Source organism: Acinetobacter sp. MYb10, from assembly GCF_002980175.2.
Lineage (GTDB): Bacteria > Pseudomonadota > Gammaproteobacteria > Pseudomonadales > Moraxellaceae > Acinetobacter > Acinetobacter guillouiae.
On the sequence record NZ_CP058272.1, the window covers coordinates 190,996 to 203,732 of the forward strand.

At 38.3% G+C, this 12,737-nt stretch carries 8 protein-coding genes; 6 read left to right on the forward strand and 2 right to left on the reverse strand.

Annotated elements, in window-relative coordinates; genetic code table 11:
* Positions 1-531: 531 nt before the first annotated feature.
* Positions 532-1,650, forward strand: coding sequence for an OmpW/AlkL family protein (locus CQZ96_RS00895; RefSeq protein WP_105713692.1), 1,119 nt, complete (start codon positions 532-534; stop codon positions 1,648-1,650).
* A 180-nt stretch (positions 1,651-1,830) separates the two neighbouring features.
* Here CQZ96_RS00895 and CQZ96_RS00900 read toward each other — a convergent pair whose 3' ends face one another.
* Positions 1,831-3,369, reverse strand: coding sequence for an acetyl-CoA C-acetyltransferase (locus tag CQZ96_RS00900; protein ID WP_105713691.1), 1,539 nt, complete (start codon positions 3,367-3,369; stop codon positions 1,831-1,833).
* A 311-nt stretch (positions 3,370-3,680) separates the two neighbouring features.
* Here CQZ96_RS00900 and CQZ96_RS00905 point away from each other — a divergent pair, with 311 nt between their 5' ends.
* The 3 genes from CQZ96_RS00905 to CQZ96_RS00915 all read left to right on the forward strand — a co-directional run bounded on the left by CQZ96_RS00905 (position 3,681) and on the right by CQZ96_RS00915 (position 7,462).
* The gene (locus CQZ96_RS00905) at positions 3,681-5,072 is read left to right on the forward strand and encodes a 3-oxoacyl-ACP reductase (RefSeq protein ID WP_105713690.1); all 1,392 of its coding nucleotides are present in this window, start codon (positions 3,681-3,683) and stop codon (positions 5,070-5,072) included.
* A gap of 191 nt (positions 5,073-5,263) precedes the next feature.
* Positions 5,264-6,118, forward strand: coding sequence for a MaoC family dehydratase (locus tag CQZ96_RS00910; RefSeq protein ID WP_056512797.1), 855 nt, complete (start codon positions 5,264-5,266; stop codon positions 6,116-6,118).
* A gap of 81 nt (positions 6,119-6,199) precedes the next feature.
* Positions 6,200-7,462, forward strand: coding sequence for a serine hydrolase domain-containing protein (locus CQZ96_RS00915; RefSeq protein ID WP_105713689.1), 1,263 nt, complete (start codon positions 6,200-6,202; stop codon positions 7,460-7,462).
* A 116-nt stretch (positions 7,463-7,578) separates the two neighbouring features.
* Here CQZ96_RS00915 and CQZ96_RS00920 read toward each other — a convergent pair whose 3' ends face one another.
* The gene (locus CQZ96_RS00920; RefSeq protein ID WP_004719539.1) at positions 7,579-8,166 is read right to left on the reverse strand and encodes a TetR family transcriptional regulator; all 588 of its coding nucleotides are present in this window, start codon (positions 8,164-8,166) and stop codon (positions 7,579-7,581) included.
* 114 nt (positions 8,167-8,280) lie between these two features.
* Here CQZ96_RS00920 and CQZ96_RS00925 point away from each other — a divergent pair, with 114 nt between their 5' ends.
* The gene (locus CQZ96_RS00925; protein WP_105713688.1) at positions 8,281-9,768 is read left to right on the forward strand and encodes a SmvA family efflux MFS transporter; all 1,488 of its coding nucleotides are present in this window, start codon (positions 8,281-8,283) and stop codon (positions 9,766-9,768) included.
* A gap of 324 nt (positions 9,769-10,092) precedes the next feature.
* The gene (gene dnaX, locus CQZ96_RS00930) at positions 10,093-12,312 is read left to right on the forward strand and encodes a DNA polymerase III subunit gamma/tau (RefSeq protein ID WP_105713687.1); all 2,220 of its coding nucleotides are present in this window, start codon (positions 10,093-10,095) and stop codon (positions 12,310-12,312) included.
* Positions 12,313-12,737: the final 425 nt, after the last annotated feature.

Sequence of the window (12,737 nt, forward strand, 5' to 3'; positions counted from 1 at the left end):
TTGATATTTTTATTTAAAATAAAGTGATGAAGTTTTTCTTTATAATTTTTAAGGTGAAAAGCATACTTGAACGTGAGTTTTGATTAAAAACTACAAAAACATATTTTATTTGGTATTTTTTGCTTTGACAGATCATTTTATTTTTAAAAAGTGACGCATTGAGTTAAATTTTGAGCATAAATTTTAAAACCCATCAAAATAGAATGAATTATCAATTTATGAGAATGTGTGTTAATAATTAAAAAGTGAAAATTATGTGAAAAATTTGATATTTCTATAATAGGTCAGCAGGGGCTTAAATAGACTTTTTAAATATACCAGCACTGTTAATTTATGCTAAATGATAAAAATAACACAATGATATATATCATTAATAAGTAGTATAAAAAATTTAAAAATAAAAGTACCAATATTTTTTACGGATGAGTGTAAATGCTGTTGATCAGAATTTTATACATAAATATTGTTTTTTATGTATGTTTTTTAAACAGGTTGCCACGGTTCGGTAATCTCATATTTTAAGGATAAAAAATGAAAAAAATATTAACGTTAAAAAATATTGTCATAGCAAGTTCATTGTTCGCGATTACTAGCATGAGTTTTGCGGGGGAGTATAAACGCTTTTCAGTATCGGCAGGTTGGTTACATGTCATGCCTCAAGGAAAAGCCAATCCCTTTAATATTAATACCAGTGTTAAAAATGGTACTAATGCAACAGTTGGAAGTATCTCTACAACCAGTTTTTTAAACTCAGTTGATCCTAACGCGATGGGAGAAGACTTAGGCGGAGTGCCATTTAATCAGAAAGAGGTGTTAACTGAATTTCTTAATGATGCCTTTATGCAAACCTTATTGACTGATGGTAAGGGTAATATTTTGCCAGAGGTCGCAGGAACAGCAAATATTCATGGCTTGGAAAATTGGCAAGCTAAGGGTACAGGGCTTGAAGTTGATGATGTGGATACGCTTGGCTTGATGTTAAATTATTATATCAACGACAATGTTTCTTTGCAGCTCATTGGTGGGATTCCTCCAAAAGTTGATATTAAAGGTAAAGGGGAAATCTTGGCACCCCTTACAGGATTAGCCACCTCGCCAAGTGACCTAGTCGGAATTTTATTTCCAGATGGCATTGATTTAAACCAAGCAATTCCAATCACCAATTTAGGCAACAAATCTAAAGCAGCATCAGTGCGTGCATGGACACCAGCGCTTGAAGCGCAATATCAATTTGGTCAATCTGGTGTCAACAAATTACGTCCATATATTGGTGTAGGAGTGATGTACTCTCATTTCACTGATATCAAGTTGAACTCACAAATCAAAAGTGATCTGGTTGCAGCGGGACATATGATCCAAAATGTTTTAGATGGAAAAGCAGGGGCTGCGTTGGATGGTAAACCTTCTAGTGCAAATCCTTATGTTAGAGTTAAAACGACAGATGCAATTGCACCTATTGTAAGTCTGGGTGCAACCTATGATATTAATGAAAACTGGTTTGGTGTGGGTTCCGTTTCTTATGCCAAACTCAACAATCAGGCTAAGATAGATGTCGTTGATGCGAATACTGGTAAGCGACTGATTAATTCAACGACAAAAGTTGATATAGATCCATTGATTACTTATGTTGGTGTGGGGTATCGCTTCTAAAATCAACACTATTTTCCCTAAGAATAGTGAAGATTTTAAATGGTTAGCTTCGGCTAACCATTTTTTGTGTTGAGTAGAGTAGTCTATGTAAAATCTTGTTAGCGACATGTAGATTGACGAGCAATAAAAAAGCATCCATGAAGGATGCTTTTTTGAAAGTATCGTGCAAAATCCGAGAACTTATTTCTCTATGATTGCAGTTACACCTTGACCACCAGCAGCACAAATCGAAATGAGTACACGACCAGAACCTTTTTGATTAATCAATTTTGCAGCAGTTGCCAAAATACGACCACCTGTTGCTGCAAATGGATGACCAGCAGCTAAAGAAGAACCTTTAACATTGAGTTTGCTACGGTCAATTGAGCCCAATGGTGCATCTAGACCTAAGCGTTCTTTACAGAACTTAGGATCTTCCCATGCTTTTAAGGTCGAAAGTACTTGTGATGCAAAAGCTTCATGAATTTCATAGTAGTCGAAGTCTTGAAGTTTAATACCCGCACGAGCCAACATACGTGGAACAGCATAAGCAGGCGCCATCAATAAACCTTCTTTCTTATTGACAAAATCTACAGCAGCAGTTTCAGTGAATGTTAAGTACGCGAGTACTTCATGACCATTTGCTTTCGCCCATTCTTCAGAGGCTAAAAGTACAACTGAAGCGCCGTCTGTAAGTGGAGTAGAGTTACCTGCAGTCATTGTTGCAGTATCACCTTTACCAAATGCAGGTTTAAGCTTAGCCAATTTTTCAACTGAAGAATCAGGACGTAAGTTATTGTCTTTGTCTAGACCCATAAATGGCGTGATCAAATCATCGAAGAAACCTTCTTCATATGCTTTGGCCATTTTTTGATGTGAAGATGCAGCAAGTTCATCTTGAGCTTCGCGAGGAATACCCCATTCTAAAGCAGTAATCGCTTGGTGATCACCCATAGATAAACCTGTACGAGGTTCACCATTTTTTGGCGCATCCATCAAGTCTTTAACATTGATTTTAGCTAAGGCTTTTAAACGGTCTTTACCTGTTTTTGCAATGTTTAATTCAAGCAATGCTTTACGTAAGCCGTCACCAAATGCGATCGGTGCATCAGAGGTGGTATCTACACCACCAGCAATACCCACTTCAATTTGACCTAATGCAATTTTGTTTGCAACAAGGAAAGCTGCTTGTAAGCCAGTACCACATGCTTGTTGAATATCATAAGCAGGGGTTTCAGGGGCAAGTTGAGTATTTAAAACACATTCACGTGTCATGTTGAAATCACGGCTATGTTTTAGAACTGCACCAGCAACAACTTCACCTAAACGTTGACCTTGAAGGTTAAAACGTTCAATTAAACCGTTCAAAGACGCAGTAAGCATGTCAATGTTTGACGCTCGGAAATAAGGGCCATTTGAACGTGCAAAAGGAATACGGTTACCGCCAATAATTGCTACGCGACGTACAGTGTTTTGACTCATAATTTTATCCTGCTGACCAGAAGTTTGAGTTTTAGAAGATGAAGCTGTTGTAACTTTTTTTGCCGTCGATGCTGTTGCTTTGCTACGTGAAGCAGCTGCTGGTGCACGAGTCGGTTTTTTAGTCGTGTTGGCTGCATTGGCATTTGTAGAATTTGTGTTGCTACTTTTACTCGTACGAGTACGAGCTTTTGATGTATTTGACACAGTTTCTTGTACAGTGCTTTCAGCGTTTGAATTTTCTTGAGTTGTTTTGCTCATAAGGCTTTTCCAAGCATGTTCGCAATATTCTTAGTGCTTACATTAACATAATTGGCTATGACTCGAATTGACTATAATGACATTTGCATATTCTTTCAGGTCAAGTCATCATTTTGGCAACTCAAGTATGATTTAACTGAAACTTATGGGTCATAGAGATGATAGCGTTGTTGACGATTCCTCTAAGCCTTGCGCGAAGAACAACGCAAGCCATTTAAGAAAGCGCAACACAGCTAAATATCTGAGATTATACTGCAGTTAAAAGATAGCTTAAGCCCCATACAAAATTAATTTGATGAGAGATAAGAAACATGTCTGACCAATACCAAGCATTTGCTAAATCTCCAATTGGTAAATTTGTCATAAAAAATTTAGGTTTACCATCACCCATCCAGCTAGACCGCTTTGAGTCAGCCACTCCTGTCGTTAAAGGTGCTGTATTATTCGGTGCGGCTCCAAAGAGTCATTTTACTGGTGAAGTTGCGCAGGTTCTTAGTAATATTCATGCCAACACTTATGCAGGGAATAACGCAGAGTTACAACAAGCTGCGGCAAAATCTGGTTTGAATGTTGGTGCTTTTAATGAAGGCGATAAAGAATCAAAATTTAAAGCAGTGATATTTGATGCATCAGGGATTCAAAATTCAGAACAATTACATGAACTACACAAGTTTTTTAATCCTGTTGCTCGTCAAATTGCAACATCAGGTCGTGTAATTATTATTGGTTTAACACCTGAAACTGCACCAACGATTAAGCAAGCGATTGCACAACGTGCATTAGAAGGGTTTGTTAAATCGGTTGGTAAAGAGTTTAAGAAAGGAATTGCTGCTGATCTTATTCTGGTTGATGCAGATGCTGCACAAAACTTGGAATCAAGTTTACGTTTTGCAATTTCTCCACGTTCAGCATACGTATCGGGTCAAGTGATTCGCGTATCTAAAGGTGATGTAGTTGATATCGATTGGGCAAAACCGCTTGCAGGCAAAACTGCGCTTGTTACAGGTGCAAGCCGTGGTATTGGTGAAGCGATTGCACATGTATTGGCACGTGATGGCGCACATGTAATTTGTTTAGATGTTCCACCACAACAAGCAGACCTTGACCGTGTTGCAAGTGAAATCGGTGGTTCTACGCTCGCAATTGATATCACGGCTGCTGATGCTGGTGAAAAAATCAAAGCTGCGGCAGCTCAACAAGGTGGTTTAGATATCATCGTACATAATGCGGGTATTACACGTGACAAAACTTTGGCAAATATGAAGCCAGAGATGTGGGATCTGGTGATTAATATCAACTTATCTGCTGCTGAACGTATTAACGATTATTTATTGTCAAATGATGGTTTAAATGCAAATGGTCGTATCGTTTGCGTATCTTCAATTTCAGGTATTGCTGGTAACTTAGGTCAAACCAACTATGCTGCATCAAAAGCAGGTGTCATTGGTTTGGTGAAATTTACTGCGCCTGTGTTAAAAAATGGTATTACCATTAATGCTGTAGCGCCGGGTTTCATTGAAACTCAAATGACAGCGGCAATTCCATTTGCAATCCGTGAAGCGGGTCGTCGTATGAACTCAATGAGTCAAGGTGGTTTACCTGTTGATGTTGCTGAAACAATTGCTTTATTTGCATCTTCAGCATCTACAGGATTAAATGGTAATGTTGTGCGTGTTTGTGGTCAAAGCTTATTGGGTGCATAATCACGCATAAGTGAAGTCCTGTTTCGTTTAGGGGATTATGGCGAAGAGATTATTTGTGTATTTAAATAACACTCTCGCTGGCTTTCTCTTGAACGAAATCAGGATGCTTAAGCTGTATCATCCGTTAATTTCCAACTGAAATGTTGGATTTTTTAAATGTTGAATAAGAATTAATTTTTCAAAGGTCCAGTATGAATACTCGCCATTTTAGTCAACTTCCTAAGCCATATTTAGCTTATCCAAAAGTGATTCAGGGTTTAATTTTTAAAAAGCCAAAAGGTGAAAAAGTTCTACCGCAAGTTGAATATGTGGTTGATTCATTCAAAATTGATCCAAATCATTTAAAAGCATATAACGAAGTGTGTGGCTTTAAAAATAATGGGTATATTCCCGCAATTTATTTAGCTGTTTTATCGCAAAGTTTACAAATGCATATGATGACCTCTGAAGCATTTCCTTTTGCAATTTTAGGCTTGGTGCATATTCGTAATCAAATTAAGCAAACACGTAAAATTGGGGTCAATGAACAGCTAACTTTATCTTGTCAATTTGGTGAGTTAAAACCACATGACAAAGGGGTTCAATTCGATTTCATCACGACTGCTAAAGTTGGCGGTGAAGTGGTCATGCAAGGATTAACCACTTATTTAGCGCGTCAAAAGACTGATGGTTCAGTTGCAGAAAAACCAAAAGATAAAAAAGAACCAAATTATCAAGTTCAGGCAGTTTGGGAAGTTCCTGAAAATACTGGTCGTCGTTATGCTATGACATCAGGCGACTTTAACTTGATTCATATCCATGCATTGACGGCAAAAGCATTTGGCTTTAAACAAGCGATTGCTCATGGGATGTGGAGTAAGGCACGTGTTCTTGCTGGGCTCAACTTACCAGAAGCTTATGAAGCAGATGTATTGTTTAAATTGCCGATGTATTTACCTTCAACAGTAGAGCTTTTAACTGCGCAAGAAGGTAAAACAACTGACTTTTTGATTCGTAATCAAAAATCACAAAAACCTCATGTTTCTGGTGTGGTTAACGCTTTATAAGATAAAATATAAAGCCTGAGTCGAGATGATTCAGGCTTTTTTAATTAAAAAAGTTATGATTAAAAAAAATAGGATAGGGCAATGAGCAGTTTAACGGACATTATTTTTGCGAATACGAAAAATTATCAGGGCTATGTGGATGAGCGTTTTCAAGATCTCGCTGTTCAATTTAGCCGTTTGCAGGATGGTCGTAGCGAAAATGGTGGTGCTGCTTTAACTGTTTATTTTCAAAATGAAAAAGTTGTAGATATATATACGGGTAAAAAATCAAAAACTGAGCAATGGGATGAGCAAACTTTGTCAGTGTGTTATTCCACTGGGAAAGGTGTATTGGCAACACTCGCGCATATTTTAGTGAGTGAAGGTTTCTTAGACTACGATACGCCTATAGTCAATTTTTGGCCTGAATTTGCTCAAAATGGTAAAGAGAATATGACACTGCGTCATATTTTAAGTCATCAAAGTGGCTTATACGATATTCGCAATATTATTGCTGGTGCCGTTGAAATGGCAGATTGGCAGCATATGCTCAAGGTGATGGAGCAGGCCACACCTCGTTTTGCTGTAGCAACCGATATTGCATATCAGGCATTAACATTTGGCTGGTTGGTGGGTGGTGTTTTAGAGAAAGCAACGCAACAATCTTTAACACAGTTAATGCAGAAGTATTTGGTTGAACCACTACAACTTGATGGTGCATATTTTGGTGTGCCTGAAGCTGAGTTAAATCGTGTGGCGCGTTTAATTCAAAAAGCAGCACCTGTACAAAAAACAGAAACAAAATCCAGTAAAAGCAAAACTAAGCACCATAAAACGTCATTTTCAGATAAATTAGTTGAATTAACTGGACAAAATCCGCAAGACTTTTTAGATGCCATGGTACCAAAAGGGATGCGTGATTTTAGTTTCTTTAGTGACCAAGGGCTTCAAGCGATTATTCCAGCGGCCAATGGTGTATTTAGCGCCAATAGTCTTGCAAAAGTTTATGCCATGATGGCAAATAAAGGGGTTTGGGAAGGAAAAGTTTTAATTCGCCCTGAAATATTTGCAGAGTTAAGTCAAATCCAATCGATTAAACGAGATCGCGTGATGCCAATTCCTATGAAATGGCGTTTAGGCTACCACCGAGTGATTAGTATGGGGAAACGTGCCAAGCAAGGCTTTGGTCATATTGGATATAACGGTTCTGGGGCGTGGTGTGATCCGCAACGAGGGCTTAGTTTTGCCTACACCCATAATTTTGCCATTGGTTCAATCACCGGTGATTATCGTCTTTGGGGGCTGACCCAAGAAACATTACGTTGCGCCGACGGTTTACTTAAGGGAAGTAAAGGCTGGTTCTAAATATTAAGGTCAAAGCGATTGAAATTTCATAGAAGGTTAGATGGCTGAGTCTTATAGTGCAAAAGAATTAAAAATAAGGAATTTAAACAGTGGCATATAGATCCATCTATATTTTCTTAGGCAAATAACTCCATTTTCAAGATGGTTTCGACATGATGTTTAAACGAGTGTTGGTCTAGACCTTTTAAGCCAAGTTGATAGATTCCTTCTAAACCACAAACAAAAGCAATCAGCCGCCAAGCAATGTCTTGGCTACTGCTGGCTGTAGCAATTTTAAATTCTTGTTGGGCGATGCCATGTTCAATCGCTGTAACCAAGGCAACATGCCATTGTTCCATCGTAATATTATAAGCTTTTTTAATTTCAGGATCTTGGTCGATTAAAATCTCAGCTTCATTCCAGAGTCGTAGATAGGGTTGAGTTTGTTCAATATTTTCAAAACCTAGTAAAAGAGATAAACGTTCAAAACTACTGTCGGTTTTGATTTGATCTTCTACTTCATTGAGTTGATCCATCAATTCAATAAAAACTTCGGCCTTTAAATGCGAACTTGATTCAAAGTGATGATGTACTTGTCCTGTTGAAACTTGTGCTTCTGCGGCAATACGGCGCACTGTTAATCCATTCAATCCATCTTGTAATGCAACACGCTTTGCTGCATCCAAAATCATATTACGACGTTGTTCTCGGTTTAAATAGTTCATCACTTTTAATACAACAAAATTTACAAAACAAATATTAAACAAAGTTGGACGTTTGTTCAAGTCTGGTTATAATGATGGAACTTGAACAAGTGTCCAACTTTAATTAGGTGTGTTATGTACCGCAATTGGGTGATTTTGGCAATCATCGTTTTAATTTATTTACCGGTTTCAATTGATGCAACGGTTTTGCATGTTGCCATTCCAACATTGAGTGCTGCCTTATCCCTATCCAGTAATGAAATGCTCTGGGTGATAGATATCTATTCACTGATCATGGCAGGGTTGATTTTACCCATGGGAGCATTGGGGGATCGTATTGGTTTTAAACGGCTGATGTTGATTGGTGCTGGTATTTTTGGTGTGGCTTCTCTCATGGCTGCTTTTGCGAGTTCAGCCTATATGTTGATTGCTGCCCGAGCATTTCTTGGTGTGGGCGCTGCCATGATTTTACCTGCAACCTTGGCAGGTGTTCGCAATACCTTTTTAGATGAAAAACAACGTAATTATGCTTTAGGTATTTGGGGAACTGTCGGTGGTGGTGGAGCCGCTTTTGGTCCACTGTTGGGTGGTTTTATTCTGGAACATTTTTCATGGGGAACCGTTTTCCTGATTAACGTGCCAATTATTATTTTGGTCTTGGTATTGACGACATGGCTGGTGCCAAAGCAAGCAGTACAAACCAAACAACCTTTAAATCTATTACAAGCGCTCATTTTGGTCACTGCAATCTTAATGCTGATTTATTCGATTAAGACCTCTATCTATGCGTTTAGCCTAGGGATGATTTTGATTTTTGTGCTTGGATTGGGATTGTTAGTGGGATTCATCCGCCATCAATTGAAAACAACCCAACCGATGATTGATTTTAGTCTGTTTAAGAATCCTGTGATCTCAACCAGTATTGTGATGGCAATGGTGGCTATGATTGCATTAGTTGGTTTTGAGCTACTCCTTTCACAAGAATTACAGTTTGTGTATGGATATAGCCCATTGGAAGCGGGTTTGTTTATTTTACCCTTTATGATAGCAATCAGTATTGGTGGACCTTTTACTAGTATTTTAATGAATCACTATGGTTTAAGACCTGTTGCAACTGTTGGGATGCTGATGTGTGCCTTATGTTTCTTTGGTTTGGCCATGACCAATTTTGACATCGATTATATTCAAGCTTGGGTGTGGATGGTGCTGATGGGGATCAGTGTTGAAATCGCATTATTATCTTCCACGGCAGCTATTATGTCTGCTGTACCTCCACAAAAAGCAACGGCTGCTGGTGCAATCGAAGGCATGGCGTATGAGTTAGGTGCAGGTCTTGGGATTGCGATTTTTGGACTATTGTTGTCTATATTTTATGCGCATTCGATTATCTTGCCTGATCATTTACCGCTGAATATCGCAGCTCAAGCAAGTTCTTCTATTGGTGAGGCATTATTGCTGAGCAAACAATTAGAACCTGCATTGATGCAACAGGTAAAACAAGCTGCCTTTGAAGCGTTTATTCATTCGCATAGTAAAGTCTTGGGTATTTCGGGTGTGATGTTCCTAGTTTTATCTGTATTTGTTTGGCGCGCTTTACCTGCAAAGGAACAGCTAGCAGTCTAGAATATTGCGCATAATTTAAATTATGCGCTTGTTTTTACATTTAGATTTTACAGTGTGAAAAAATGAGTTTGGTGAAGCGATTGAAAAACTTTAGCAAACTCAAATTGTGATTTAATCAACACTGCCACGGCAGTGTTTTTTTAGTAAATTTGCTAGTGTATATTTTTAAATCTATTTAAGAGATAGATAAACTTTATGTTGTAGAGCACAGTGTCAAATTAGAAGAAATTGATCGAATTATCTCTAATAAAAAATAACTCTACAGTTCTTCATTCACTAATCAGCAAAAAAACAGTATCCTTAGACCTGTAACTAGGAGCTTCCATGTATCAGGTACTTGCACGTAAATATCGCCCACGTAACTTTAATGAATTGGTCGGACAGAATCACGTTTCACGTGCACTGACCAGTGCTTTAGATCGTGGACGTTTACACCATGCCTATTTATTTACTGGAACACGTGGGGTGGGGAAAACCACAATTGCTCGAATTTTAGCGAAATGTTTGAATTGTGAAACAGGGGTAACCTCTACACCTTGTGAAGTTTGTGCAACTTGTAAGGCGGTAAATGAAGGGCGCTTTATTGACCTTATTGAAATCGATGCTGCATCACGGACTAAAGTCGAAGACACACGTGAGTTGCTCGACAATGTACCTTATGCACCGACCCAAGGGCGATTTAAGGTATATTTGATCGATGAGGTACATATGCTGTCGACGCATTCCTTTAATGCGTTATTGAAAACATTAGAAGAACCGCCTGAACATGTAAAATTTTTATTTGCGACAACAGATCCACAAAAATTACCAATTACGGTGATTTCACGTTGCTTGCAATTTACATTACGTCCATTGGCTGTAGATGAAATTACCCATCACCTTACAGATATTTTAAATAAAGAAGAAATTTCATCAGAGCAAGATGCGATTTGGCAAATTGCTGAATCTGCCCAAGGTTCATTACGTGATGCGTTGTCTTTAACTGACCAAGCAATTGCCTATGGTCAAGGTGCAATTCAGCATCAAGATGTCAAAGAAATGCTGGGTTTGATTGATAGAACCATCATTTATGATTTGATCTTGGCAATTCATCAAAACCAAAATGCACGTGTCAGTCAATTATTACTACAATTTAGGCAACAGGCTTTAGATGTTTCATTGGTTTTAGATCAGTTTATTTCGACTTTGCATGAGTTGGCAATGTTGCAATATTTGCCTGATTTAAGTCTAAAATACAGTGCTGAAATTAATCAAAAAATTATGCAGTTATCAAAAATTATCTCTGCACAAGATTTACAGCTTTATTATCAAATTGCCTGTAAAGGTCGAGCGGAGCTACAACTTGCAGTAACACAAGAGCAAGGCTTTGAAATGACAGTATTGCGTTTACTGGCATTTAGACCGATGCAAATCAATGAAATTGTAGTCTCTCAAGCTCAACAACCACAAAACAATCAGAATATCGATCAAGTTGCTATTTCACAGCAACCGCATCAAGCATCTGTTCAAACGGGGCTTGTGCAACAAGCACAGATTCAGCAAGAGCCAGCTCATCAACAGCAGGCTCAGCAAGTACCTGTTGAAAAAAACAGTGAACAACAAAATGTAGCTTTGGATGTGAGTTCTCAATCAGAAACTGACGCGCCATTAGCGGAGGTACAGCAAGCGCAGGTTGAGATCAATTCACAGAATGTAGTGAGTGATTTAGACCCTGCTTTTGACCAAGTTGAAGATCAGCAAGCTCAACAGCAAAGTGTTGACCATGAACCGAGTAGTGATGACTATTTAGATGACTTTGCTGAGGAAGTACAACAAAGCACTGTGGTTGAAGCAACGGCTCATAATAGTCAAGGTGTTGAAGCGCAGCCGCCAATTGTTCAAGAGAAAATTGACGTAGAAAATGCAGAACCAAGTTTAACCTTGTTTGGTGCTGAGTTGAGTCAACCGAAAAATACCACGTCTCCGTCTAGTCCAAATCAAGATGTATTCTTTTTAGCACCTGAAAATCAGGATCAAAATGTTGAAATTGAATTGATTGAGCCTATTCATTCTCAAACAGATACTCCAGCTCAAGTTTCTAATATTATCCCTGAAATAGAACGTGGATCCTCTTCTGAGGAACAAACGCCGCAACAGATACTTGCTTTAAAATTACAGGTCTTAGAAGGTGAGTGGACGGTTGAAAAATGGGAGTATTGGTTTAGAAATAGCTCACTTTCTCCAGCTGTTCAAGAACTTGCACAGCATGGATTAATGACAGGGGATGTGAATGGTCAATCTATTTTTCAAACTTCACAAAAATATGAAAAATTACTGAACCAAGCACAACATGACCTTGAGGCAAAATTAAAACAGCAGTGGCCGAATACGCTATTTACAGTGCAATATGGTGAAGTTGAGTCGACCACACCGTATATGATGCAAAACGAGCGTAAGCTTCGAGCTTATGATCGTGCCAGTGAAATGCTTCAAAAAGAGCCTTTGGTTAAAAGCTTAATTGAAGCATTGGATGGAAAGTTGGAAAATATTCAGCTCAAAGCTTAGGGTCTGTAGACATTTCATAAATGGCTTGCGTTGTAGACTAAAATTGAGCATGAGACGTATACCTCGTAAAGCATGAATGAGAATAGCGAGACTATTTTCGAGTTTCGTAACACAGGCTGAGATAATTTTAGCCACAACCCTTCGGGACTTGTGTGTTTTTTGCCGCTACGTTGTTACGAACTACTCATTTAGAATGACTAAATTTCGTATTTCGTGCCTAGTATCGCCTAAAAACACACGTAGTCGCAAACGTAGACGAATTGTCAACAGACCCTAATTTTAAAAAACATTTAGATTAAATATCGTTTTAAACAAGCTCAATTTCACTGGAATTGGGCTTGTTTTTATTTGCCGAAATTTAAGGAATATTCACAATTCCTTTCTGCCTGTGCCAAGATAAATCATTTTAAAATCTCATCAGGTTC